This is a genomic window from Streptomyces violascens (assembly GCF_014649955.1).
Classification (GTDB): domain Bacteria; phylum Actinomycetota; class Actinomycetes; order Streptomycetales; family Streptomycetaceae; genus Streptomyces; species Streptomyces violascens.
On sequence record NZ_BMUA01000022.1, the window covers coordinates 17,075 to 40,715 of the forward strand.

Sequence of the window (23,641 nt, forward strand, 5' to 3'; positions counted from 1 at the left end):
CCCGGTCTCGCAGAGGCCTGGCCGGGGTCCACAGAGGAAGGTGTCCGAGTGTCCCGCCGCAGAATCGGCTTCTGGTACCGCCTGGCAGCGGTCATCGCAAAACCGCCGCTGGTCGTTCTGTTCAAGCGGGACTGGCGGGGAATGGAGAACATTCCGGCCGACGGCGGATTCATCACCGCCATCAATCACAACTCGTATCTGGACATGTTCTCGTACGGGCATTTCCAATACAACACGGGCCGCGTGCCCCGATTCCTGGCGAAGGCCGCGCTTTTCAAGGCCCCCGGCGTCGGGATCCTGCTGCGCGGCACGGGCCAGATTCCCGTCTACCGCGAGTCCACCAACGCGGTCGGCGCCTTCCGGGCCGCCGTGGACGCTGTGGAGCGCGGTGAATGCGTCGCCTTCTACCCCGAGGGCACCCTGACCCGCGACCCCGGCCAGTGGCCGATGACCGCGAAGACCGGAGTCGCACGGGCCGCCCTGATGACGCGGGCGCCCGTCGTCCCGGTCGCCCAGTGGGGCGCCAACTTGGCGATGCCGCCGTACGCCAAGGAGAAGAAGGTCAACTTCTTTCCGCGCAAGACGCTCCAGGTGAAGGCCGGTCCGCCGGTCGACCTCGACCGGTTCTACGACAAGGAGCCGACGCCCGAGGTCCTCAAGGAGGTGACCGAGGTCATCATGGCCGCGATCACCGCGCTCCTTGAGGAGTTGAGGGGCGAGAAGGCCCCCGAGAAGCCGTACGATCTGCGCGAAGTCCGCGCACGGCAGCGCCGCGAGGCCGCCGGGGAGGGCACCAAGTGACACACGGCACCACCAAGGCAGCAGTGTTCGGGACGGGTTCGTGGGGCACGGCGTTCGCCATGGTCCTCGCCGACGCGGGCTGCGAGGTGACCCTCTGGGCCCGCCGCCCCGAACTCGCCGGAGCGGTCAACTCCACGCGCACGAACCCGGACTACCTGCCCGGCATCGAACTCCCCGCGTCCGTACGGGCCACCACCGACCCCGCCGAGGCCGCGGCGGGCGCAGACTTCACCGTCCTCGCCGTCCCCTCGCAGACGCTCCGCGACAACCTCGCCGCCTGGGCGCCCCTGCTGGCCCCCGACACCGTGCTCGTCTCCCTGATGAAGGGCGTCGAACTCGGCACCGCCAAGCGGATGAGCGAGGTCATCGCCGAGGTCGCCAAGGTCACCGAGGACCGCGTCGCGGTCGTCACGGGGCCCAACCTGGCCAAGGAGATCGCCAAGCGGATGCCGGCCGCGGCCGTCGTCGCCTGCCGGGACGAAGCCGTCGCCCGGCGCCTCCAGGCCGCCTGTCACACCCCGTACTTCCGCCCGTACACCAACACCGACGTGGTGGGCTGCGAACTCGGCGGCGCCGTCAAGAACGTCATCGGGCTCGCCGTCGGCATCGCCGACGGCATGGGGCTCGGCGACAACGCCAAGGGCTCGCTCATCACCCGCGGTCTCGCCGAGACGACCCGGCTCGGCCTCGCGATGGGCGCCGACCCGCTGACGTTCTCCGGCCTCGCGGGCCTCGGCGACCTCGTCGCCACCTGCTCCTCGCCGCTCTCGCGCAACCACACCTTCGGCACCAACCTCGGCAAGGGCATGACCCTGCAGGAGACCATCGCGGTCACCAAGCAGACCGCGGAGGGCGTCAAGTCCTGCGAATCCGTGCTGGATCTGGCCCGCCGGCACGGCGTGGACATGCCCATCACGGAGACCGTCGTCGGCATCGTCCACGAGGGCAAGCCGCCGGTCGTCGCCCTCAAGGAGCTCATGTCCCGCAGCGCCAAGGCCGAGCGCCGCTGACCGCGCCGGGTGCCCGCGGCCGTGGACCGGGCGCCCCGAACGGGTACCCTCAACGCGATATGAGCAGCGAGAACCTCCCCCAGAGCCCTGAGAAGCAGCTCCGCAAGCCGCGGGTGGCCGTAGTGTTCGGCGGCCGCAGTTCGGAACACGGCATCTCGGTCGTGACCGCCGGCGCGGTCCTTCGCGCCATCGACCGTACGAAGTACGACGTGCTGCCCATCGGCATCACGACGGACGGCCGCTGGGCGCTCACCGCCGACGAACCGGAGCGGATGGCGATCAGCGACCGTCGCACGCCCAGCGCCGACGAACTCGCCGTGTCGCCCGACGGCGGCGTGGTCCTGCCCGTGGACCCGGGCAGCCGTGAAGTCGTCTACAGCGAGCCCGGCATGGTGCCCAAGGACCTGGGCGAGGTCGACGTCGTCTTCCCGATGCTGCACGGCCCGTACGGCGAGGACGGCACCCTCCAGGGCCTCCTGGAGCTCTCCGGCATCCCGTACGTCGGCGCGGGCGTCCTCGCCTCGGCCGTCGGCCAGGACAAGGAGTACATGAAGCGCGTCTTCACCTCCTTCGGGCTGCCCGTCGGGCCCTACCTCGTGGTGCGCCCGCGCGAGTGGGAGCAGGACGAGAAGGGCGCCCGTCAGCGCATCGCCGACTTCGCCGGTGAGCACGGCTGGCCGCTGTTCATCAAGCCGTCCAGGGCCGGCTCCTCGTTCGGCATCACCAAGGTGGACTCCTTCGAGGGCCTGGACGAGGCCATCGTCGAGGCCCGCCGCCACGACCCCAAGTTCCTCGTCGAGTCGCTGCTGCGCGGCCGCGAGATCGAGTGCGGGGTGCTCGAGTTCGAGGACGGGCCGCGGGCGAGCGTGCCCGCCGAGATCCCGCCGGTGACGGCCCACGAGTTCTACGACTTCGAGGCCAAGTACATCGACTCGGCGGCCGGCATCGTGCCCGCGCCGATCGGCGAGGAGGCCACCGCCGAGGTGCAGCGCCTGGCCGTCGAGGCCTTCGAGGCCGCCTCCTGCGAGGGCCTGGTCCGCGCCGACTTCTTCCTCCAGGACAACGGCGAGTTCGTCATCAACGAGATCAACACGATGCCGGGCTTCACGCCGATCTCGATGTACCCGCGGATGTGGCAGGAGAGCGGCGTCGAGTACGCGGACCTGGTCGACAAGCTGATCCAGGCGGCGCTTCGCCGCTCCACGGGGCTTCGCTAGAGGCTCTTGGTGGCCTTGAGGACGGGGGCGCCGAACGCCTGGAGCACGGACGCGTCGTGCGCGTACCGCGTCCCCGTCAGCAGCTCGATGTAGGGGTCCCGGTAGGCGGTGACGAACCGGGGGCCCTCGGAGCGCGGGAACAGGACCCACCAGACGCCGTTCACCTGAACACCGTTGGACTTGGGGTCGTTCATCTCCTCACCCCGCGGGATCCCGCAGCGCAGTACGATCTCCGCGTCCCCGTCCCCCCACCGGGCCGTCAGCGGCGAGTCCGGGGCGGGGTCGTGTCGCTTCTGGCCGGCCACGGTGTCGGGCAGGAGCTTGTCCAGGGTCTCGCACGCGGCCCGCTCCTGCGCAGGTGGTGAGGGAACCGCCACCTTCGCGGTGGCGTCGGACGAAGAACAGCCCGCGGCCGCCAGGACGGCGACCGCGGACAGGACGAGAAGCGGCCGGCGGCGAGAAAGAGTCACCGGCCCAGGGTATGCGGGGGCTACAGATGGACGACCGGGCAGGTCAGGGTTCTTGTGATGCCGTCCACCTGCTGGACCTTGGCGACCACCATGCGACCGAGTTCGTCGACCGTCTCGGCCTGGGCGCGGACGATCACGTCGTAGGGTCCGGTCACGTCTTCGGCCTGGATCACGCCGGCGAGCTTTCCGATGGCCTCGGCGACTGTCGACGCCTTGCCCACCTCGGTCTGAATGAGGATGTACGCCTGTACCACGGAACCTCCAGGGCGGCCACGAGGATCATGTGGGGGAGAGAAAGAGACGCCACGGTACCGCGTCGCCCCGCGCGACGGGGAGACCCGCGCGACCGGCCGCTCGCGCCGAGGGGCGAGAGCGGCCATGAAGTTGACGTATGTGTTGACGGTACCCACGCCCGTGACCGCTCGCGACCGCAGCCGCACGGGGCCAGAAGGGGTACGAAGATGAGAGGTGGGACACGGTGAAAGGCACTGTGGGCGAGTTGGGGGAGTTCGGGCTCATCAGGGAGCTGACCTCCCGGCTCACCTCCACCCCCGCGGTCCGGCTGGGCCCGGGCGACGACGCGGCGGTCGTGACCGCACCCGACCGCAGGGTGGTCGCCAGCACGGACATCCTCCTCGAAGGACGGCACTTCCGGCGCGACTGGTCGACGGCGTACGACGTGGGCCGCAAGGCCGCCGCGCAGAACTTGGCCGACATCGCCGCCATGGGCGCGGTGCCGACCGCGGTGCTGCTCGGCCTCGTCGTGCCGGCCGAACTGCCGGTCACCTGGCCCACCGAGCTGATGGACGGCATCCGCGACGAGTGCCAGGTCGCGGGCGCGGCCGTGGTCGGCGGAGACGTCGTACGCGGGGACACCATCACCGTCGCGATCACCGCGCTCGGCGATCTGCGCAACCACGAGCCGGTGACCCGGGCCGGCGCGCAGCCCGGCGACGTCGTCGCGGTGACGGGCTGGCTCGGCTGGTCGGCGGCGGGCTACGCGGTGCTCTCGCGCGGCTTCCGCTCGCCGCGCGCCTTCGTCGAGGCACACCGCCGCCCGGAGCCCCCGTACCACGCGGGCCCCGCCGCGGCCGGGCTCGGCGCCACCGCCATGACCGACGTCAGCGACGGGCTTGTCGCCGACCTCGGCCACATCGCCGAGGCCAGCAAGGTCCGCATCGACCTGCGCTCGGGCCTCATCGACATCCCGACGCAGATGAGCGACATCGGCCAGGCCGTCGGCGTCGACCCGCTCCAGTGGGTGCTCACCGGCGGCGAGGACCACGCGATCGTGGCGACGTTCCCGCCGGACGTGAAACTCCCCGCCCGCTGGAAGGTCATCGGCGAGGTCCTCAACCCGTCCGCGCTGCCCACCGTCACCGTGGACGGCGCCCCCTGGACCAGCAAGGGCGGCTGGGACCACTTCGGGGACGACCCCGCATGATCCCCGCGATCCCCAACGTGCTGACCGTCGCCGGATCCGACTCCGGCGGCGGCGCCGGCATCCAGGCCGACCTCAAGACGATGCTGGCGCTCGGCGTGCACGGCATGAGCGTGATCACCGCCGTCACCGCGCAGAACTCGCTGGGCGTCCAGGGCGCCTGGGAACTCCCGGTGGAGGCGGTACGGGCCCAGTACCGGGCCGTCGTCGACGACATCGGCGTCCAGGCCGTGAAGACCGGCATGCTGTCCTCGGCGCCCCTGGTGGAGGCGGTGGCCGAGCTGCTCGCCGGCACCGACGCCCCGGTCGTCGTGGACCCGGTGGGCGTCTCCAAGCACGGCGACCCGCTGCTGGCCGCCGAGGCCCTCGATTCCGTACGCACCCGGCTGCTGCCCGCCGCGACCGTCGCCACCCCCAACCTGGACGAGGTGGCCCAGCTCACCGGCGTCCAGGTCGAGGACGAGGACGGGATGCGCCGGGCGGCGGGAGCCATCTTGGAGTTCGGGCCGCGGTGGGCGCTCATCAAGGGCGGGCATTTCCCGGGCGACGCCGTGGACCTGCTCACCGACGGCGCCGAGGAGCACTGGCTGCGGGCCCCGCGCCTGGACAACCGGCACACCCACGGCACGGGCTGCACGCTCGCCTCCGCCATCGCCTCGGGCCTCGCCAAGGGGCTCGCGGTCCCGGAGGCGGTCCGGGCGGCCAAGGAGTACGTCACGGGCGCCATCGCCGCGGGATTCGCCCTGGGCGCGGGCATCGGCCCCGTCGACCACGGCTGGCGCTTCCGCTAGCCGTACCGCCAGCTCGCGAGTACGGCTGGCGGGCAGGGCTTGCGGGTACGGCAAAAAGCCGGTCCACCGAGGTGGACCGGCTTTTCAAGGCAACCGCAGGGGCTGCGCTACGACAGACGTCGCAATTAGCGCGAGACCTTGCCGGCCTTGATGCACGAGGTGCAGACGTTGAGCCGCTTCGGCGTCCGACCGACCACGGCACGCACACGCTGGATGTTCGGGTTCCAGCGACGAGACGTACGGCGGTGCGAGTGCGAAATGTTGTTGCCGAAGCCCGGCCCCTTGCCGCAGACGTCGCAGTTGGCAGCCACGGGTCACTCCAAAGACTTCAGATGCATTAAATGCACTTACAGTGAAATCCGGCGCACCGGAATCAGAGATCTGAAGTGGCTTGCCGGGGTAATTTGGCCCGACTCTCGCCGGGCAACCGAAGCAGCATACAACGGCTGCTCCCGAGATACGAAACTACCACGGCCCCGGCCGCCCCCGCCCCGGACCCCGGCCCGCACCGGGTCTACCCTGCGCTTCAGCCGCTCATCCGCTCCCGCAAGGAGGACCACCAGGTGCCGCAGACCCTCGATGCCGTCGCGGTACGCGGCTGGTGCGCGCTGGCGCTGGACGCGCTGGGCCGGGACCGCGAGGCGATCGACGCCATCAACGTGTACCCGGTCGCGGACGGGGACACCGGCACCAACCTCTATCTGACGATGGAGTCCGCGGCCCAGGCCGTCGAGGCGGTCTTCGCCGCCTACCCCGAGCCGCCCGTGTACGACGGCATCCCGCCCGCCGCCGATGTCGTACGGGCCATGGCGCACGGCGCGCTGATCGGCGCCCGCGGGAACTCCGGCACGATCCTCGCCCAGCTCCTGCGGGGCATGGCGGAGGTCGTCGCGGAGGGTGAGGGGGACCTGGCCGCGGCGCTGCGCAGGGCCGCCTCCGCCGCCTACCTCGCGGTCGCCCACCCCGTCGAGGGCACCGTCCTGTCGGTGGCGACCGCCGCCGCCAAGTCCGCCGAGAACGCGAGCGGCACCCCGGCGGCGGTCGCCCAGGCCGCCTACGCGGGCGCCCGCGACGCCCTGGACCGGACGCCGTCCCAGCTCGCCGCCCTCGGGCGCGCGGGCGTCGTGGACGCGGGCGGCCGGGGCCTGGTGACGGTGCTGGGCGCCCTGGTCCAGGCCCTCTCCGGCGAGGCCCCCGTCGTGCGCCACGAAGCGCGGGTCCCCGTACCCGTGGAGGACTGCCCGGCCGAGGAGGCCGGCGCCGGGCCCGCCTTCGAGGTCATCTACCTCCTGGAGGCGGACGACGCGGCCGTGGACCGGCTGCGTGCCAGGCTCGACGGGCTCGGCGACTCCCTGGTGGTCGTCGGCGGCGACGGGCTCTGGAACGTCCATGTGCACGTCGACGACGCGGGCGCCGCCGTCGAGGCCGGGGTCGAGGCGGGCCGGCCGTACCGGATCCGGATCACGCACTTCGAGCAGCCGGCCGTCGTCGAGCCGCCCCGGGAGCAGGTCCAGCGGGCCGTGGTCGCCGTCGTGCCCGGCGAGGGTCTGGCCGGGCTCTGCGCCGAGGCAGGGGCCACGACCGTGCTCGCCCGGCCCGGCGAGGCCCCGGCCAGTGGGGAGCTCGTCGAGGCGATCCGGCGCGCGCACGCCCGCGAGGTCGTGCTGCTGCCGAACGACGCCGAGCTGCGCCACACGGCCGCGGCCGCCGTCGAGCAGGCCCGGTCCGAGGGCATCCGGGTCGCGCTCATCCCGACCCGGGCCGCCGTCCAGGGCATCGCGGCGCTCGCCGTGCACGCTCCCGAGCGGCGCTTCGACGAGGACGTCGTCGCGATGACCTCCGCGGCCGGCGCCACCCGGCACGCCGAACTCGCCGTCGCCGAACGGCAGTCGTGGACGATGGCCGGCGTCTGCCAGGCCGGGGACGTCCTCGGCCTCATCGACGGCGACGTGGTGGTCATCGGTCACGACCTGGCCGGGACCGCCCGCACCGTCCTCGACCGGATGCTGGCGGCGGGCGGCGAACTGGTCACCCTGGTCCTGGCCGCCGACGCCCCGCCGGAGCTGGCCGCCCAGCTCGAATCCCATGTGAGCAAGGCCCACTTGGCGGTCGACACCGTGGTGTACGAGGGCGGCCACCAAGGGGTTCCGCTGTTCATCGGCGTGGAGTGACCCCGAGGGCGCGGTGGCCCGGCCCGGCATGACAACTCCCGTACGGCGCACGGCTGTTGACGCCGCACGGGATGCTCGTCCCTGGCCGGAGGAGGCGCCCGCCCGCCTCAGCCCCGCACGTGTTCCAGGACCGACTCAGCCTCCTCCCGGCGTGCCGCGGCCTCCGGGGTGGCGGCGTCCGCGTACGCCGCGAGAACACCCCGGGCCCGGGCTTCGGCGGCCTCCGGGCGGCCCAGGTCCAGCTCCATCCAGGCGGCCATCAGCTCCGCCCCGGTGCGCGCGTCCAGATGGTCCGGGCCCGCCTCGGCGAACGTGGCCACCGCGCGGTCGGCGAAGGTCAGGGCCTCCTCGGTCGGGGCCTCGGCCATGCGCGCGAGCAGCTCGGCGCTCTGGCGGTGCGTATCGGCCAGCTCGGCGAGCAGGTGCGGCCTTGCGTCCGCCTCCGCCCCGGCCAGCGCGCGCTCGCACTCGGCCGCCGCCTCGGCCATGAACGCCCGGGCCGCCTCGGGCCCTGCCTGGCCCTCGCGCAGGGCGAGCCAGCCCCGTACGCGCACCGTACGGATCAGGGCCTGCGTGTTGCCGAGCTCGCGCCACAGCTCGCCCGCGCGCCGGTAGGCCTGCTCCGCCTCGGGGTTGAGCTCCGCCCGGTACAGCGCCTGGGCGGCCAGGTTCGCGAGCATCGCGTGGTCGCGCTGCTCCGGCCAGTGCCGGGCGATGTCCGCCGCCCGCAGCCAGTGCTCCGCGGCCTCGCGCGGCTCGCCGAGCGCGGTGAGGCAGTCGCCCAGCCACCACAGCGTCTGGACGACCGCGCCCGAGCCGTGCTCGTCCTCCGTGAGGTCGAGCAGCGCCGCCTCCAGGACGGTCGCCGCCTCGGCCGTACGGTCCAGGCGCAGCAGCCAGCCGCCGAGCAGATGCCGGGCGTACGCGCCGATGCCCGCGCCCTCGCCCGCCTCGTCCGCCCAGTAACCGGCCTCCAGGGCGTGATCGGCCGCGCCCTCCAACTGGCCGGTGGCGCCCAGGACTTCACTGAGCTGGAGGTGCAGATGGGCGCGGCCGGCCGGCTCCACATACGCGCCGCCGTGCTCCAGAGCCGCGCGCAGGGCACGCTCGGCGCCCTCCGCGTCGTCCAGGTGGCGGCAGAGCCCGGCGAGCCTGGCCTCGGTCTCGGCCGCGTACCAGGCCAGATTCGCCTCGGTGTACGTCGTGATGGACCGCTCGTACAGCTCCCTCGCGCCCGCCAGGTCACCGCGGAACCCGGCCAGGTCACCGAGCATCCCGTACGCGTCCGCGACCCGGCTCGCCACCCGGTCGTCGGCGATGCGGGGCTCCGCGAAGGCCAGCACCTCGCGGACCGCCCGTTCGAGCGCCTCGGCCCGCTCGGGGTGCTCCGGGTGCATCCGGCACTCGTGGACCCGGGCGAGCGCGACCAGAACCCCGCTCACCTGGCGGGCGGTGGCCCGGCCCTCGGCATGCAGCGCGAGCACCCGCGCGTGCGGCTCGGCCAGGGCAGCCAGTGCCTCCTCGGCGCGGCCGTCCCGGGCCAGCGCGTACGCTGCCCGGGCGCGGGCCGCCGCGGCCTCGCCCGGGTCGCCCGCCGCCTCGTACAGCTCCGCCGCGTCGCGGAAGGCCGTCACCCGCGGCCCGGCATCGAGCGCGCCGCGCATCGCCCAGTGGTCCAGGACCTGGGCCCGGTCGTACGGGTCCAGCGCGGACTGGTCGCCGGAGGCTCCCACCGCGGCCCACGCCGCGCCCGCGTCGGGATGAGAGGCATCGCTCAACTGCCGTGCCCGAGCGAGCAGTTCGGGCAGCGAGGCCGATGCCGCGGGCTGTTCGGCGGACTTGGGCGCGGCGGCCGGCGCCAGGCGGCGCGCCCGTATGCCAAGGGGCAGCCGGTCGAGCAGCGGGGCCTGGTCCATCCGCTGCCGCGTGCGGTCGCCGATCTCGGGGGTGCCGTTGCGCGCGTCGAAGAGCGCGGCGATCGCGAGGGCCTCCGTACGCGCGTGGACGGCCAGGGCGGCCGCCGTCCAGTCCTGGCCCGCCGGGCCGGGCACCGCCTGGCCGCCGAGGCCGAGCGCGGTCAGCCGGTCCATGAGCAGCGTGACCGCTTCGAGGAAGTTGCTCCGGCTGTCCGGGTTGCCCTCGCCCGCGAAGTAGCCCGGCCGCTCGGCGAGGATCTCCAGGGCGCGGGCCTCGTTGCCGGTCAGCGCGCAGAACTCGATGTGCTGGGCGAACGCGCTGCGCATCGACTCCATGGGCCGCACCAGGCGGAAGCCGCGCAGATGGTTCGCCCGGGCCTCCTCCAGGCGGCCCAGGCGAACCAGCGGCAGGAGCGAGGAGGCGAGGGCGGCATGCGGCTCGTGGGCGCAGGTGTGCTCGCCGTCGAGGACCGGCCGCCACAGCTCCAGGGCCTTCGCGTCGTCGCCCAGATGACGCTGCCAGGAGCCCTGGCTGTGCAGCTCGCAGGCGTGGCAGTCGGCCATCTCGTCCCGGTCGGCGGCCAGCCACGCCTCGTACGCCCGCGCGGCGCGCTCACGGTCGCCCACGTGCCGGGCGATCGCGAACTGGCCCATGCGCACGGCCCGTTCGGAGTGGCCGGCGAGCCGGTAGCGGTGAGCCATCTCGGCCTGCCACTTCTCGATCGCGGCGAGCGGCACCGACGGCTGGTCCAGCATGCCGCCGGCCATCCACTTGAAGGTCCAGTGCAGGGTGTGGATCTCGTACTTGTCGAAGTCCTCGGGGCGCTCGTCCCACATCCGCAGCAGCCGCGCGAAGGGCACGAACATCTTGTTCTTCTCGGAGCTGTAGTTGTAGACCTGCAGCTGGTGGCGGAGCCCCTCGATCACGGCCAGCGGGTCGCCGAGCTGCTCCGCCTCGGCGAGCAGGTGCTCGGCGCGGGCGTTGCGGGCGGGGCCCTCGGGCTGCCCGTAGTTGTCCTGCGCGGCCTCGCGCAGTTCCTGGAGCGTCATCGTCATCGGCCGTTCTCCTCACTGTGGTCGCCGGGGTGGGTGGCCCACTCGAGCAGGCCGATGAACGCGCGGTTGAGCAGCGCCTGGTCCGCCGGGCGCAGCGGGCGCTGCGCCATCAGCAGGGCCTGCCCGTAGAGGGCCTCCGTCGCCGTGGCGGCGAGCGCCGGGTCCCCCACCGAACTGATCCTGCGGACAAGCGGGTTGAGATGGTTGAGCACGAGCCGGGCACGCGGCGCGCCACCGCGCAGCGAGCCGAGGATTCCCGCCCACAGATCGTCGGCCCGACCCTCCTCGTCGGACCGTGCCTGTTCGTGGCGGGCGGCACGGTCGTCGAGGTGGAGCGCGGGCACGGTCAGCGGGTGGAAGGCGCGCAGAGCGACATCGCATCCGAGGGAATCGAGCTTGGCACGCGCCACTGACAAGAAGCCCGAGAGCGCCAGTTCCTCGGCCGGATCGACCGAGTCGAGGTGCGCGGTCACGGTGTCCGGATCGAGCTCGGCCACGACCGCGCCGGCCCGCACCGAAGGCAGCCGCTCGATCAGCTCGCAGTCGTACGTGTAGCCGCCGTTGATCACCCCGATGCCCTGCGCGGAGGCGATCGGGGCGACCTGGCGGTACTCCTCGACGCTCCGCGTGAAGTGCACGACAGGGTGGCGCCGCGCGAACTCCTCCAGCGAGACCCGCCCGTCGGTGGTCTCGAACGGCAGCCACGGCAGCATCGTCCGCAACATCGCATCGTCGTGCCGGGCAAGGGACTTGACGCCCAGGTGGTGCACCGCGAGGAACTGCCCGAGCCGTTCCGGATCCCCGGCGGCGAGCCCCGTCAGCCACTCCCGGATCCGGCCGCCGAGCGCCTCGCGCACCCCGGCCAGCGTCTCGTCCTCGTACAGCGACTCGCGCGAGGCCGTGGGCCGCAGGCTGTCGGTGTCCAGGACGCAGCGCACGAAGAACGCCCAGTCGGGCAGCAGCCGGTCGGCACGCTCGGTGAGCAGCATGCCCTTGAGGTGCACCCGGTGGCTCAGCTGCTGGGACGGGCTCACCGACGACGGCAGTACGTAGGCGACGCCGCGCACCCCGGCCACCGGCAGGTCGAGCTCGATCGAGTCGAGCGGGGCGAAGCCGAACAGCGCCTCGCAGTGCCGGGCGAGCGCGACCCGCCGGGCGGCCGGGCCCGGGTAGGAGCGGTCCCAGGGCGCGGGCAGATCGGTGACGCGCTGCTCGCCGACGCGTACGTCGTAGGGAAGCAGCGAGCCGAAGTCCCTGGCCAGGGCGAGGACCCGGTCCTCGGCGAGCCATTCGGCGCTGCCGGGGCGGGCGTTGAGGTACACCGTGGTGCCGGGCTCGGGGCGCGCGCTGTCCGCAAGGGTTCGTACGGAGTACGAACCGTCGTCGCGGGCCGACCACTCCACCGGGGCGGCGTCGGGCGTGCGGGCCGAGCGGCTGACCACCCGGATCTCGTCGGCGACGACGAAGCAGGCGAGCAGCCCGATGCCGAACTGGCCGAGGAATCCGGCCCGCGCGGACTCCAGGCCGCCCTCGCGCTTGGAGCTGCGGCCGATCGTCGCGAGCAGGCTGTGCACGTCCTGCTCGGTCAGGCCGACCCCGCTGTCCTCGACGCGCAGGGTGGCGCCGTCCGCGTACAGGCGTACCTCGGCGGGGGCGTCCGGCTGGTCGGCGCGGCGGGCGGTGATGGCGTCGACGGCGTTCTGCAGCAGCTCGCGCAGATACACCTTGGGGCTGGAGTAGAGGTGGTGGGAGAGCAGGTCCACCAGGCCACGCAGATCGACCTGGAAGGTGTGCGGGGCAGCGGGCAGCGAAGTGTCTCGGGAAGTCTCAGGTGTCATCGTCGCAGCGCCGGTGGGGGGACGGGCGACGGCGCGGGTAGGGCGGATCCCGTGCGAGGGGAGGCGCGTCGGCTGGAGTGGGGGAGGCGTCATCCTAGGGGGCGCGGCGCCGGTGTGACCAGCGGTTATCCACAGGCTTTGGCGGGCTGTCAGTCCGGTGGTGTGCAATGGATCGCGTGCCTGCGCTCGAAGAACCACTGAAGAAGCTGCTCGGCGGACCCACCGCGAAGGTGATGGCCGAGCACCTCGACCTGCACACGGTCGGCGACCTCCTGCACCACTACCCGCGGCGGTACGAGGAGCGCGGCCAGCTCACCAAGCTGGCCGAGCTGCCCCTGGACGAGGACGTCACCGTCGTCGCCCAGGTCGCCGACGCCCGGGTGCACACCTTCAATGGAGGGCGCGGCCAGCGCCTGGAGATCACCATCACCGACGGCAGCGGCCGCCTCCAGCTGGTGTTCTTCGGCCGCGGCATCCACAAGCCGCACAAGGAGCTGCTGCCCGGCAGCCGGGCGATGTTCGCCGGCAAGGTGTCGATGTTCAACCGGCGCATGCAGCTCGCGCACCCCACCTACGCGAAGCTGGGCGCGGAAGCGGCCGAGGGCGACGACGCGGTCGACATCGACTCCTGGGCGGGTGCCCTCATCCCGATCTACCCGGCCTGCAAGGGCCTGGAGTCCTGGAAGATCGCCAAGGCGGTCGACGCGGTGCTGCCCAGTGCCCAGGAGGCCGTCGACCCGCTCCCGGAGGCCCTGCGTGAGGGCCGAGGATTCGTCTCCCTGCCCGAAGCCCTCCTCAAGGTCCACCGGCCGCGCGCCTTGGCCGACATCGAGGACGCCCGCCAGCGCCTGAAGTGGGACGAGGCGTTCGTCCTCCAGGTGGCCCTCGCCCGCCGCCGTCACGCGGACGGCCAACTCCCGGCAGTGGCAAGGCGACCGGCCCCGGGAGGCCTGCTCGACGCCTTCGACGCCAAGCTGCCCTTCACCCTCACCGACGGCCAGCAGAAGGTCTCCAAGGAGATCTTCGACGACCTGGCCACCGAGCACCCGATGCACCGGCTGCTCCAGGGGGAGGTCGGTTCGGGAAAGACGATGGTCGCGCTGCGCGCCATGCTCGCCGTCGTCGACTCCGGCGGGCAGGCCGCCATGCTCGCGCCCACCGAGGTCCTCGCCCAGCAGCACCACCGCTCCATCACCGAGATGATGGGCGAGCTCGCCGAAGGCGGGATGCTGGGAGGCTCCGACCTCGGGACGAAGGTCGTCCTGCTCACCGGGTCCATGGGGATGCCCGCCCGGCGCGAGGCCCTGCTCGACCTGGTCACGGGCGAGGCGGGGGTCGTCATCGGAACGCACGCCCTGATCGAGGACAAGGTGCAGTTCCACGACCTCGGCCTGGTCGTCGTCGACGAGCAGCACCGCTTCGGCGTCGAGCAGCGCGACGCCCTGCGCGGCAAGGGCAAGCAGCCCCCGCACCTGCTCGTCATGACCGCCACGCCCATCCCGCGCACGGTCGCCATGACGGTCTTCGGCGACCTCGAGACATCGGTCCTGGACCAGCTGCCCGCCGGGCGCTCGCCCATCGCCAGCCACGTCGTCCCCGCCCAGGACAAGCCGCACTTCCTGGCCCGCGCCTGGGAGCGGGTCCGCGAGGAGGTCGACAAGGGGCACCAGGCGTACGTGGTGTGCCCGCGCATCGGCGATGACGAGGACGAGGCCAAATCGGCCAAGGGGAAGAAGAAGGCCGAGGAGGCCGAGACCGCCGACAAGCGGCCCCCGCTCGCCGTGATCGAGATCGCCGACCAGCTGTCCAAGGGCCCCCTGCAGGGGCTGCGCACCGAGATCCTGCACGGCCGGATGCAGCCGGACGACAAGGACGACGTGATGCGCCGGTTCGGCGCGGGCGAGGTGGACGTCCTGGTGGCCACCACGGTCATCGAGGTCGGCGTGAACGTGCCGAACGCCACCGCGATGGTGATCATGGACGCCGACCGGTTCGGCGTCTCCCAGCTCCACCAGCTGCGCGGCCGCGTCGGCCGTGGCTCCGCACCGGGCCTGTGCCTGCTGGTCACCGACATGCCGGAGGCGAGCGCGGCCCGGGCCCGTCTCAACGCCGTGGCCTCCACCCTCGACGGCTTCGAGCTCTCCCGCATCGACCTCGAACAGCGCCGCGAGGGCGATGTGCTGGGCCAGGCTCAGTCCGGGGTGCGCTCCTCGCTGCGGATGCTCACCGTCATCGACGACGAGGAGGTCATCGCCGCCGCCCGCGAGGAAGCCGCCGCGGTGGTCGCCCAGGACCCGGATCTCGCACACCTCCCGGGGCTGCGCACGGCTCTGGACGCCCTCCTGGACAAGGACCGCGAGCAGTACCTCGACAAGGGCTGAGAGACTGGGGAGGCACATCCGACGCATGTACACGGACAAGGACTGAGATGACCCGCGTGATCGCCGGCCGGGCCGGTGGACGCCGCCTCGCCGTACCGCCGGGCACCGGCACCCGCCCCACCTCCGACCGGGCGCGCGAGGGCCTCTTCTCCACCTGGGAGGCGCTGCTCGGCACGCTCGACGGCATCCGCATCGCCGATCTGTACGCGGGCTCCGGAGCCGTGGGCCTGGAGGCGCTCTCGCGCGGCGCGGTCCATGCCCTGCTCGTCGAGGCCGACGGCCGCGCCGTCCGCACCGTCCGCGACAACGTGGCCGCGCTCAAGCTGCCCGGCGCCGAAGTGCGTACCGGCAAAGCGGAGCAGATCGTGACAGGCCCGGCGCCCGCCGACCCGTATGACGTGATTTTCCTGGACCCGCCGTACGCCGTCACCGATGACGATCTTCGGGAGATCCTGCTCACACTCCGTCGTGGGGGCTGGCTCGCGGAGGACTGTCTCGTCACCGTGGAGCGCAGCACCAGAGGCGGGGAATTCGGCTGGCCCGAAGGATTCGAAGCACTGCGGGCCCGTCGCTACGGCGAGGGCACGCTTTGGTACGGTCGCGCCGCCTCCACGTGCGAAAACGCACCGCGAGACACCCCATGACCGGACCGGAGAGCGAGGGACATCAGTTGCGCCGCGCCGTCTGTCCGGGGTCCTTTGACCCCATCACCAACGGACACCTCGACATCATCGCCCGCGCCTCCCGCCTGTACGACGTCGTACATGTCGCGGTGATGATCAACCAGTCGAAGCAGGGCCTGTTCACCATCGAGGAGCGGATCGAGATGATCCGCGAGGTGACGGCCGACCTCGGCAACGTGGAGGTCGAGTCCTTCCACGGCCTGCTCGTCGACTTCTGCAAGCAGCGGGACATCCCCGCGATCGTCAAGGGCCTCCGCGCCGTCAGCGACTTCGACTACGAGCTGCAGATGGCCCAGATGAACAACGGGCTCTCGGGCGTCGAGACCCTGTTCGTGCCCACCAATCCGACGTACAGCTTCCTGTCGTCCTCGCTGGTCAAGGAGGTCGCGACCTGGGGCGGAGACGTCTCCCACCTGCTGCCGGCCACCGTCCACGAGGCCCTGGTCGCCCGGCTCGCCGAGAAGTGAGCCACCAGGCCGTCCACTGACGGCCCGTCACCCGGTGTCGGGCGGGCGCCGACTGGCCTTACAGTCGTCCCGTCCGTCTCCAATCCGTTAGAAGAGTGGCGATCACCGGTGGACGTGCAGAAGAAGCTCGACGAGATCGTCGAGGTGGTCGGCAGCGCCCGGTCCATGCCCATGTCGGCCTCGTGCGTGGTCAACCGCGCCGACCTCCTCGCGATGCTGGAAGAGGTGCGCCAGGCCCTGCCCGGCTCGCTCGCCCAGGCCCAGGAGCTGATCGGCGGCCGCGAGCAGATGGTCGAGCAGGCCCGCCAGGAGGCCGAGCGGATCATTGAGTCCGCGCACGCCCAGCGCGGCACGCTGATCTCCGACACCGCCGTCGCCCGCCAGTCCCAGGACGAGGCCGACCGCATCCTCAATGAGGCCCGCCGGGACGCCGAGGAGATCCGCGCCGAGGCCGACGACTACGTCGACTCCAAGCTCGCCAACTTCGAGGTCGTCCTCACCAAGACCATCGGCTCGGTCGACCGCGGCCGCGAGAAGCTGCTCGGCCGCGGCCCCGGCCTGGACGACCAGGGCCGCACGGACGAGGACGCCCCCGAGTACAGCGCGGACCCGGGCACTCTGATCCAAAGGGCCGACGAGTATGTCGACGCCAAGCTGGGCGCCTTCGAGGCAGTGCTCGCCAAGACCCTCGAAGCGGTCGGCCGCGGCCGCCAGAAGCTGCACGGCCGCACCGCATCCGACGAGCTGGGCGCCCACATGGCCGCCCAGGACGCGGCGGGCGACCTGCACCAGCACACCAGCGACGCCGACTACCTGGCAGGCCTCGCCGAACTCGCCGAGCCGGACCCGGCCGCCGCCCCCCAAGCCGCCGCCGAGCCGCACATCCCGGCCCAGCAGCAGCCCCAGGCGTACGACCCGTACGGCTACCAGCAGCCCCAGCAGGATCCGTACGCCTACCAGCAGTACCAGCCCCAGCAGCAGGAGCAGTACGCGCAGTACGGGTACGCCCAGCAGGACCCGTACGCCTACGACCCGAACCAGCAGCAGTACGCGGTCCCCGACGCCGGGCAGTACGGCGTGCCGCCGCAGCCCCATCACCAGCCGCAGCAGGCCGCGCTCGACGAGACCAGTCTCTTCGACACCAGCATGATCAACCTGGACCAGCTGCGCGCCTACGAGCAGGGCCACGGGCAGAACCGGCCGTAACCTCACGGGGCCGTACGCCACCCGAACGTGAGGGGACCGGGCCGGATTGGGCCTATCGCGGCCGGTCCGTTATCCTGGCTGTTCGGTCGCGCGTACGTCCGCGATCCAAGCTGCCCGATTCGCCCAGCGAAGCCGGTGGCAGCACACTCCACGACCTCGAAAGCAGGAAGAGCCCTGAGCACGCGCCTCGACCACCGCAACCCCCTCGTGTTCGACACACACGAGCTGGGACGGCGTCCCGGTGCGCTCCAGCGGCTCTCCCGCACCGTGGAGGCCCCGAAGGATCTCGGCATCCCCGAGGTCATCCACGTGCCCGAGGGCAGGCCCGTGGACATCGAGCTCCGCCTGGAGTCGGTCATGGAAGGGGTGCTTGTCACAGGCACCGCCCGTGCATCGGCCGAGGGTGAGTGCGTAAGGTGTCTGGAGCCGCTTCAGCAGGACGTTGAAGTGGACTTCCAGGAAATGTTCTCGTACCCCGACACCGACGACCGGGGCCGCCGCAAGGCAGCCGCGGACGACGATGCCGAGGACGACGAGGACATGATTCCGCTCGAGGACGGCATGTTCGACCTCGAGCCTTTGCTGCGCGATGCGGTGGTGCTCGCACTGCCGATGCAGCCGGTGTGCCGGGAGGACTGCCCCGGGCTCTGTTCCGAATGCGGAGCGAGCCTGGCGGACGACCCGGACCACCACCACGACGCCGTCGACATTCGTTGGGCGGCACTGCAGGGACTCGCCGGGACCATCCAGGACGGCGAGAAGGACAACATGAGCGGCACTGCGTCTGACGTGCAGGATGCCGCCGAGAAGCAGGAGAAGTAGCCGTGGCTGTTCCGAAGCGGAAGATGTCGCGCAGCAACACGCGCCACCGCCGGTCGCAGTGGAAGGCTGCGGTCCCCACCCTGGTTGCGTGCGAGCGCTGCCATGAGCCGAAGCTCCAGCACATCGCGTGCCCGAGCTGCGGCACGTACAACAAGCGCCAGGTCCTCGAGGTCTGAGCGGCTGGTGAGAGGCCCGATGTCTGAGTCCAACGCCAAAAAGGCGGACAACAACACGGCCTCGTCCCACACGCTTCTGGAAGGGCGGCTCGGGTATCAGCTCGAGTCCGCCCTTCTGGTGCGTGCGCTCACCCACCGTTCGTACGCGTACGAGAACGGCGGTCTGCCGACCAATGAGCGGCTCGAGTTCCTCGGGGACTCGGTGCTCGGTCTGGTCGTCACCGACACGCTGTACCGCACCCACCCCGATCTCCCGGAAGGCCAACTGGCCAAGCTCCGGGCCGCGGTGGTCAACTCTCGTGCGCTCGCGGAGGTGGGCCGAGGGCTCGAACTCGGCTCCTTCATCCGGCTCGGCCGGGGCGAAGAGGGCACGGGCGGCCGGGACAAGGCATCCATCCTCGCCGACACCCTTGAAGCGGTGATCGGCGCTGTCTATCTCGACCAGGGTCTTGAGGCGGCGTCCGCGCTCGTCCACAAGCTGTTCGACCCCCTGATCGAGAAGTCCTCGAACCTCGGGGCCGGCCTGGACTGGAAGACCAGTCTCCAGGAGCTCACGGCGGCCGAAGGCCTCGGCGTTCCCGAGTACTTGGTCTCCGAAACCGGACCCGACCACGAGAAGACCTTTACTGCTGCCGCTCGCGTCGGTGGTGTCTCGTACGGCACCGGCACCGGCCGCAGCAAGAAGGAAGCGGAACAGCAGGCCGCAGAATCGGCATGGCGGGCCATTCGTGCCGCCGCCGACGAGCGGGCCAAGGCCGCGGCGGAAGCTCCCGTCGTGGCCGCGGCCGATGGCGGGTCGCCGACCCCCGCCGCCGGCGCATCGGCCTGATCAGCCTCCTTCCTTCGAGCCCCCGCCCAGCGCACTCCGGTGCGGGGCGGGGGTTTTCGCTTGTCCCGCAGGCTGAGGCCCTCTTTCCGGGCCCGCTGCGGCTGTCCGTGGGGCGCGCGGTAATCTGCGCACATGCCTGAGCTGCCCGAAGTCGAAGTGGTCCGGCGCGGACTCGAGCGCTGGGTGGCCGGGCGCACCGTCGCGGACGTCGAGGTGCTGCATCCGCGCGCCGTACGCCGCCACCTCGCCGGGGGCGACGACTTCGCTGCACGGCTCAAGGGGCACCGGATCGGCGTCGCCCAGCGGCGCGGGAAGTATCTGTGGCTGCCGCTCGCGGACACGGACGCCTCCGTGCTCGGACACCTCGGCATGAGCGGGCAGCTGCTCGTGCAGCCGCAGGACACCCCGGACGAGAAGCATCTGCGGATCCGGGTCGGATTCCAGGACGAGCTCGGCACCGAGCTGCGCTTCGTCGACCAGCGGACCTTCGGCGGGCTCTCGCTGCACGACAACACCCCCGACGGGCTGCCCGACGTCATCGCGCACATCGCCCGTGACCCGCTGGACCCCGCCTTCGACGACGAGGCCTTCTTCGCGGCGCTGCGGCTGCGGCGCACCACGGTCAAACGAGCACTGCTCGATCAATCGCTCATCAGCGGGGTCGGCAACATCTACGCCGACGAGGCGCTCTGGCGCGCCCGGCTGCACTACGACCGCCCGACCGCGACCCTGAACCGCCCCAAGGCGGCCGAACTCCTGGGCCACGCACGGGACGTGATGAACGAGGCCCTCGCCGTCGGCGGCACCAGCTTCGACAGCCTCTACGTCAACGTGAACGGCGAGTCCGGGTACTTCGAGCGCTCCCTCGACGCCTACGGCCGCGAGGGCGAGCCGTGCCGGCGCTGCGGCACGCCGATGCGCCGGCGCGCCTGGATGAACCGGTCCAGCTACTTCTGCCCGAGGTGTCAGAGGGCCCCGCGCTCCGCGTCGTAACTCTGCTGCGCCTGGAGGACCGCAGGCATCCGGCCCTCCAGGAAGTGGATGAGCGAGAGCAGCCGTTCGGCCACATCGCGGCCCAGCGGGGTCAGTTCGTAGTCGACCCGCGGCGGGTTCGTCGGCTGCGCCTCGCGGTGTACGAGGCCGTCACGCTCCAGTGAGTGCAGCGTCTGGGAGAGCATCTTCTCGCTCACGCCGTCGACCCGGCGCCGCAGCTCGTTGAAGCGCAGGCTCCCCTCGTACAGCCCGCCGAGCGTCAGGCTGCCCCAGCGCCCCGTGACGTCCTCCAGCGTGCGCCGGGACGGGCAGGCCTTGGAGAACACATTGAACGCCAGCTCCGCGTCGTCGGCGGCCTCGGCGGTGCACTCGGTGCTCGTAGCGGTCTCTTCCATGACCCCAGGGTACTCCCATGCAGCGCGCACGCCCGGGTTGCGCTAACTAGAAGTTAGTGCTTACCTAGGGGTAGCGCCGCAGCGGGCAGCCGCCGCGGAACCGGCCATCGCCGTCGCACCCCAGCCCCGCCGCTTTTCTCACCTCTCCGAGGGGATTCCTGCCGTGACCACTCCTGTTGTCTCGATCGCCTACCACTCCGGCTACGGCCACACCGCCGTCCTCGCCGAGGCCGTCCGCAACGGCGCCGCCGAAGCCGGCGCCACCGTCCACGTCATCAAGGTCGACGCCATCACCGACGCCGACTGGGAACTCCTCGACGCCTCCGACGCCATCGTCTTCGGCTCGCCCACCTACATGGGCACCGCGTCCGGCGCCTTCCACCAGTTCGCCGAGGCCACCTCCAAGCGCTGGTTCACCGACGCCTGGCTGGACAAGCTCGCCGCCGGCTTCACCAACTCCGGCTCCAAGAGCGGCGACAAGAGCCACACCCTGCAGTACTTCCAGACCCTTGCCGCCCAGCACGGCATGCACTGGGTGAACCTCGGCCTGAAGCCAGGCTGGAACCTGACCACCGGCTCCGAGAACGACCTCAACCGGCTGGGCTTCTTCTCCGGCGCCGGTGCCCAGACCAACTCCGACGAGGGCCCCGAGGGCGTCCACAAGGCCGACATGGCCACCGCCGAACACCTGGGCCGCCGCATCACTGAGACCACCCGCGTCTTCATCGCGGGCAAGGCGGCCGTGAGCGCCTGATCGTTTTCCGACCGCTTGATCAATACGGACCAGCACGCGCTCCGATTTCTTCGCGTCGGGATCCGAATGCGCGCATACGAAAGGGCCCCCGCCGTTCGCAACGGAGGGGGCCCTTTCGTGCGCGTACGAAGCGCATTACGTACATGATGACGAATGAGCGACGGTCCCGACCGGATGTGCATCTTCGGGCAATGATCGAAAACCGGTGATCAGAAATCGGTGATCAAAAGCCGAAGTCCTGGGTCCACCAGGGGCCTCCGGGGCCGAAGTGCACGCCGACGCCCAGGGACTTGTACTCGCAGTTCAGGATGTTCGCGCGATGGCCCGGGCTGTTCATCCAGGCATCCATCACGGCCTTGGCATCCGTCTGGCCGCGGGCGATGTTCTCGCCGCCGAGGCCCTGGATGCCCGCCTTCGCGGCCCGGTCCCACGGCGTCCTGCCGTCCGGGTCGGTGTGGTCGAAGAAGCCGCGGGCGGCCATGTCGTTGCTGAAGGCGGTGGCGAGCGAGGCCAGCGCCGGGCTCGCCGAGACCGGGCTGCAACCGGCCTGCGCGCGCTCCATGTTGACCAGCGACATCACGGTGGCGGCGGCCGAGGCCTCGGCGGTCGGCATCTGGGCGCGCTGCGAGGGGACGAGCTTGGGCGGGTCGCTCGGCGGGGAGGCCGGCTTCGAGGGGGCCGGGGCCGGAGGCGCGGACTTCTTCTCCGGGGTGGGCGCGGACGCGGGCGCCGACGGCGTGGCCGAGGCGCTGGGGGAGGGGGCGGTCGAGGGCGCGTGTGCGGCCTTGGCCGACTCGGAGGGCGTGGACGCCGGGCTGCTCGGCTTCTCCGACTCGCCGCCCTGCGGCTGCACGTCCGGCGTCTGGCTCGCACGGAGCTGACCGCCGGCCATGGTGTCGCCGCTCACCTTGTACGTACCGCCGCCCGGCAGCAGGCCGGAGGCGACGGCCACCGCGCCCACGGCCACGGCGGCGGAGACGCCGAGCAGCCCGGTGCGCACGGGCACGATCACCCGCTTCTTCCGGCGTGTTCCACCCCGGGGGCGGCCGTCCTGGCCCACCGCGGGATCTGCGGGCGCGGGCTCGGCGGCGGAGCGACGATGGCGTCCCATCTGCTGTGCCTTCCTCAGTGCCGTGGGCAATGCCTGGCCGCATTGCCGCGGTGGCCGCAATCGGCCGTAAATGATCAAATGGGAACTGACCCATACGGGTGAGATCCATTTCGTCGCGACTGTACGCCATGACGCATGGGGGCGAAGTGCTGCGTGAGCAATTGGCCGGTTAGCGTGCAGGTATGAACGAAGATGCGCACGGAGATGTTCGACTCACGGCCTGGGTGCGCGGGCGAGTGCAACAAGTCGGCTTCCGCTGGTTCACCAGGGCAAATGCTCTGGAGATCGGCGGCCTCAGCGGGTTCGCCCTGAATCTGGACGACGGACGCGTCCAGGTCGTCGCCGAGGGGCCGCGTGAGAATTGCCACCGTTTGCTGGAGTGGCTTCGCTCCGACGACACGCCGGGCCGGGTCGACGGAGTGACGGAGATCTGGGACACAGCGCGGGGCGGCTACGACACCTTCGCCATCCGCTGAGCGCCGTCGCGCGACCGAGCGGCAGCCGGGCGCGGTGACACCCCGCATCCGGCTCGCAACCACGCGCTGACCTCGAACGATCTGCCTGTTGCCATCTCGCGCCCGGCGTGCAAGGCTGCCAACAGTAAGGATGATCTCCACGCCCCCAGGGCTCCGAGAAGAGGCAGCACCGCTCGTTCAGCGGTTGCGGGCCCCCGGATTGCCGGTGGATACGGGGCGTGATCGTGTTGACCGTCAAACTTTTTGGTGAGACTCTGGAAGCCCCGCGCACCTTAGCTGTTTGGCATGAAGAACCGCAGTCAAGTCCAAGCACCGCGGGTGCGATTCCCTCACGACCCACACCGCTTCGGTCGGTCACTCAGTGTGGAGGACCATCCATCATGGCAAAGGCGCTTCTCGGTTACGTCGGCGGTTCCGACCCGCGACTCCTCGCCGAGATGCGACGGCTCCAGCAGCGCGTCCAGGACCTCGAGTCCGAGCTCAACCGGATTCAGTCCGAGAACGACGTGCTGTCCGCTGCCGCCGCTTCGCACCGCGGAGATTCGCTGCTCGAAGGCATCGACATCGACGTCCCGCAGGCGGAGCCCGCCCTCACCTGACCCCGGGGTGAGAGAGGCTTCCGTCCCTCTCGTCGAGA

At 71.5% G+C, this 23,641-nt stretch carries 24 protein-coding genes; 17 read left to right on the forward strand and 7 right to left on the reverse strand.

The annotated features are described in order from the left end of the window. Positions 1 to 48 precede the first annotated feature (48 nt). From IE206_RS31380 to IE206_RS31390, 3 genes are read left to right on the forward strand one after another with little or no spacing between them, the layout of a single operon-like run. Complete coding sequence (locus IE206_RS31380; protein ID WP_189968114.1) at positions 49 to 801, forward strand: lysophospholipid acyltransferase family protein; 753 nt, start codon at positions 49 to 51, stop codon at positions 799 to 801. After that, positions 798 to 1,811 (forward strand): NAD(P)H-dependent glycerol-3-phosphate dehydrogenase, encoded by a 1,014-nt coding sequence (locus IE206_RS31385; protein WP_189968116.1) that lies wholly within the window; start codon positions 798 to 800, stop codon positions 1,809 to 1,811. Before IE206_RS31380 ends, IE206_RS31385 begins: the two co-directional genes overlap by 4 nt. 59 nt (positions 1,812 to 1,870) lie before the next feature. Next, a complete protein-coding gene (locus IE206_RS31390; RefSeq protein ID WP_189968118.1) occupies positions 1,871 to 3,028 on the forward strand; it encodes a D-alanine--D-alanine ligase family protein in 1,158 nt (385 codons plus the stop codon). On the opposite strand, the gene IE206_RS31395 is transcribed toward IE206_RS31390, so the two are convergent. Together IE206_RS31395 and IE206_RS31400 are read right to left on the reverse strand one after the other, a co-directional pair. Beyond that, on the reverse strand, positions 3,025 to 3,498 hold the full coding sequence (locus tag IE206_RS31395; protein WP_189968120.1) for a DUF3515 family protein: 474 nt from the start codon (positions 3,496 to 3,498) through the stop codon (positions 3,025 to 3,027). The two genes, IE206_RS31390 and IE206_RS31395, sit on opposite strands and share 4 nt — an antisense overlap. 20 nt (positions 3,499 to 3,518) lie before the next feature. Further along, positions 3,519 to 3,752 carry an Lrp/AsnC family transcriptional regulator gene (locus tag IE206_RS31400; RefSeq protein WP_053727902.1) on the reverse strand — a complete coding sequence of 78 codons (234 nt, stop codon included), beginning with the start codon at positions 3,750 to 3,752 and terminating at the stop codon, positions 3,519 to 3,521. Between the two features lie 224 nt (positions 3,753 to 3,976). Between IE206_RS31400 and IE206_RS31405 the strand changes: the two genes are divergently transcribed. Together IE206_RS31405 and thiD are read left to right on the forward strand one after the other, a co-directional pair. Further along, positions 3,977 to 4,942, forward strand: a complete 966-nt coding sequence (locus IE206_RS31405; protein WP_053727946.1) for a thiamine-phosphate kinase — start codon at positions 3,977 to 3,979, stop codon at positions 4,940 to 4,942. After that, a complete protein-coding gene (gene thiD / locus IE206_RS31410; protein ID WP_189968122.1) occupies positions 4,939 to 5,730 on the forward strand; it encodes a bifunctional hydroxymethylpyrimidine kinase/phosphomethylpyrimidine kinase in 792 nt (263 codons plus the stop codon). The genes IE206_RS31405 and thiD overlap by 4 nt, the downstream gene beginning before the upstream one ends. Before the next feature lie 125 nt (positions 5,731 to 5,855). Here thiD and rpmB read toward each other — a convergent pair whose 3' ends face one another. After that, on the reverse strand, positions 5,856 to 6,041 hold the full coding sequence (gene rpmB, locus IE206_RS31415) for a 50S ribosomal protein L28 (RefSeq protein ID WP_003957616.1): 186 nt from the start codon (positions 6,039 to 6,041) through the stop codon (positions 5,856 to 5,858). A gap of 252 nt (positions 6,042 to 6,293) precedes the next feature. Between rpmB and fakA the strand changes: the two genes are divergently transcribed. Then, complete coding sequence (gene fakA, locus IE206_RS31420) at positions 6,294 to 7,901, forward strand: DAK2 domain-containing protein (RefSeq protein ID WP_189968123.1); 1,608 nt, start codon at positions 6,294 to 6,296, stop codon at positions 7,899 to 7,901. Between the two features lie 107 nt (positions 7,902 to 8,008). Here the strand turns inward: fakA and IE206_RS31425 are convergent, their stop codons facing one another. Together IE206_RS31425 and IE206_RS31430 are read right to left on the reverse strand one after the other, a co-directional pair. Continuing rightward, entirely contained in the window at positions 8,009 to 10,873 is a 2,865-nt protein-coding gene (locus IE206_RS31425; RefSeq protein WP_373301012.1) for a tetratricopeptide repeat protein, read from the reverse strand. Continuing rightward, positions 10,870 to 12,711: an HSP90 family protein gene (locus IE206_RS31430; RefSeq protein ID WP_189968125.1), complete on the reverse strand. Its 1,842-nt coding sequence runs from the start codon at positions 12,709 to 12,711 to the stop codon at positions 10,870 to 10,872. The genes IE206_RS31425 and IE206_RS31430 overlap by 4 nt, the downstream gene beginning before the upstream one ends. Positions 12,712 to 12,878: 167 nt before the next feature. On the opposite strand from IE206_RS31430, the gene recG reads away from it, so the two are divergent. The 8 genes from recG to mutM all read left to right on the forward strand — a co-directional run bounded on the left by recG (position 12,879) and on the right by mutM (position 20,268). After that, positions 12,879 to 15,092 carry an ATP-dependent DNA helicase RecG gene (gene recG, locus IE206_RS31435; protein WP_189968127.1) on the forward strand — a complete coding sequence of 738 codons (2,214 nt, stop codon included), beginning with the start codon at positions 12,879 to 12,881 and terminating at the stop codon, positions 15,090 to 15,092. 47 nt (positions 15,093 to 15,139) lie between these two features. Next, entirely contained in the window at positions 15,140 to 15,736 is a 597-nt protein-coding gene (rsmD, locus tag IE206_RS31440; protein WP_189968129.1) for a 16S rRNA (guanine(966)-N(2))-methyltransferase RsmD, read from the forward strand. Positions 15,737 to 15,762: 26 nt separating this feature from the next. Next, positions 15,763 to 16,242, forward strand: a complete 480-nt coding sequence (coaD, locus tag IE206_RS31445; protein WP_189390095.1) for a pantetheine-phosphate adenylyltransferase — start codon at positions 15,763 to 15,765, stop codon at positions 16,240 to 16,242. 108 nt (positions 16,243 to 16,350) lie between these two features. Continuing rightward, positions 16,351 to 17,448, forward strand: coding sequence for a F0F1 ATP synthase subunit B (locus IE206_RS31450; protein WP_189968131.1), 1,098 nt, complete (start codon positions 16,351 to 16,353; stop codon positions 17,446 to 17,448). A gap of 174 nt (positions 17,449 to 17,622) precedes the next feature. Then, a complete protein-coding gene (locus tag IE206_RS31455) occupies positions 17,623 to 18,270 on the forward strand; it encodes a YceD family protein (RefSeq protein ID WP_189968277.1) in 648 nt (215 codons plus the stop codon). A gap of 2 nt (positions 18,271 to 18,272) precedes the next feature. Continuing rightward, positions 18,273 to 18,446 (forward strand): 50S ribosomal protein L32, encoded by a 174-nt coding sequence (rpmF, locus tag IE206_RS31460; protein ID WP_007493396.1) that lies wholly within the window; start codon positions 18,273 to 18,275, stop codon positions 18,444 to 18,446. A gap of 19 nt (positions 18,447 to 18,465) precedes the next feature. After that, positions 18,466 to 19,275, forward strand: a complete 810-nt coding sequence (rnc, locus tag IE206_RS31465; RefSeq protein WP_189968133.1) for a ribonuclease III — start codon at positions 18,466 to 18,468, stop codon at positions 19,273 to 19,275. 132 nt (positions 19,276 to 19,407) lie between these two features. Further along, complete coding sequence (gene mutM / locus IE206_RS31470; protein WP_189968135.1) at positions 19,408 to 20,268, forward strand: bifunctional DNA-formamidopyrimidine glycosylase/DNA-(apurinic or apyrimidinic site) lyase; 861 nt, start codon at positions 19,408 to 19,410, stop codon at positions 20,266 to 20,268. On the opposite strand, the gene IE206_RS31475 is transcribed toward mutM, so the two are convergent. Next, the gene (locus tag IE206_RS31475) at positions 20,241 to 20,663 is read right to left on the reverse strand and encodes a winged helix-turn-helix transcriptional regulator (RefSeq protein WP_189968137.1); all 423 of its coding nucleotides are present in this window, start codon (positions 20,661 to 20,663) and stop codon (positions 20,241 to 20,243) included. The two genes, mutM and IE206_RS31475, sit on opposite strands and share 28 nt — an antisense overlap. Positions 20,664 to 20,826: 163 nt before the next feature. Between IE206_RS31475 and IE206_RS31480 the strand changes: the two genes are divergently transcribed. Then, entirely contained in the window at positions 20,827 to 21,417 is a 591-nt protein-coding gene (locus tag IE206_RS31480) for a flavodoxin family protein (protein WP_189968139.1), read from the forward strand. A 223-nt stretch (positions 21,418 to 21,640) separates the two neighbouring features. On the opposite strand, the gene IE206_RS31485 is transcribed toward IE206_RS31480, so the two are convergent. Next, positions 21,641 to 22,528 carry a CAP domain-containing protein gene (locus tag IE206_RS31485; protein WP_189968141.1) on the reverse strand — a complete coding sequence of 296 codons (888 nt, stop codon included), beginning with the start codon at positions 22,526 to 22,528 and terminating at the stop codon, positions 21,641 to 21,643. A 182-nt stretch (positions 22,529 to 22,710) separates the two neighbouring features. Here IE206_RS31485 and IE206_RS31490 point away from each other — a divergent pair, with 182 nt between their 5' ends. Further along, positions 22,711 to 23,004 (forward strand): acylphosphatase, encoded by a 294-nt coding sequence (locus IE206_RS31490; RefSeq protein WP_078966592.1) that lies wholly within the window; start codon positions 22,711 to 22,713, stop codon positions 23,002 to 23,004. Between the two features lie 380 nt (positions 23,005 to 23,384). Then, positions 23,385 to 23,603, forward strand: coding sequence for a hypothetical protein (locus tag IE206_RS31495; RefSeq protein WP_053727915.1), 219 nt, complete (start codon positions 23,385 to 23,387; stop codon positions 23,601 to 23,603). The last annotated feature ends 38 nt before the right edge of the window (positions 23,604 to 23,641 follow it).

Coding starts and splice junctions, on each gene's coding strand:
- IE206_RS31390 (WP_189968118.1), top strand. CDS start 1,871: ATGAGCAGCGAGAACCTCCCCCAGAGCCCTGAGAAGCAGCTCCGCAAG.
- thiD (WP_189968122.1), top strand. CDS start 4,939: ATGATCCCCGCGATCCCCAACGTGCTGACCGTCGCCGGATCCGACTCC.
- IE206_RS31425 (WP_373301012.1), bottom strand. CDS start 10,873: ATGACGATGACGCTCCAGGAACTGCGCGAGGCCGCGCAGGACAACTAC.
- IE206_RS31430 (WP_189968125.1), bottom strand. CDS start 12,711: ATGACACCTGAGACTTCCCGAGACACTTCGCTGCCCGCTGCCCCGCAC.
- recG (WP_189968127.1), top strand. CDS start 12,879: ATGGATCGCGTGCCTGCGCTCGAAGAACCACTGAAGAAGCTGCTCGGC.
- rsmD (WP_189968129.1), top strand. CDS start 15,140: ATGACCCGCGTGATCGCCGGCCGGGCCGGTGGACGCCGCCTCGCCGTA.
- rnc (WP_189968133.1), top strand. CDS start 18,466: ATGTCTGAGTCCAACGCCAAAAAGGCGGACAACAACACGGCCTCGTCC.
- mutM (WP_189968135.1), top strand. CDS start 19,408: ATGCCTGAGCTGCCCGAAGTCGAAGTGGTCCGGCGCGGACTCGAGCGC.
- IE206_RS31475 (WP_189968137.1), bottom strand. CDS start 20,663: ATGGAAGAGACCGCTACGAGCACCGAGTGCACCGCCGAGGCCGCCGAC.
- IE206_RS31485 (WP_189968141.1), bottom strand. CDS start 22,528: ATGGGACGCCATCGTCGCTCCGCCGCCGAGCCCGCGCCCGCAGATCCC.
- IE206_RS31490 (WP_078966592.1), top strand. CDS start 22,711: ATGAACGAAGATGCGCACGGAGATGTTCGACTCACGGCCTGGGTGCGC.
- IE206_RS31495 (WP_053727915.1), top strand. CDS start 23,385: ATGGCAAAGGCGCTTCTCGGTTACGTCGGCGGTTCCGACCCGCGACTC.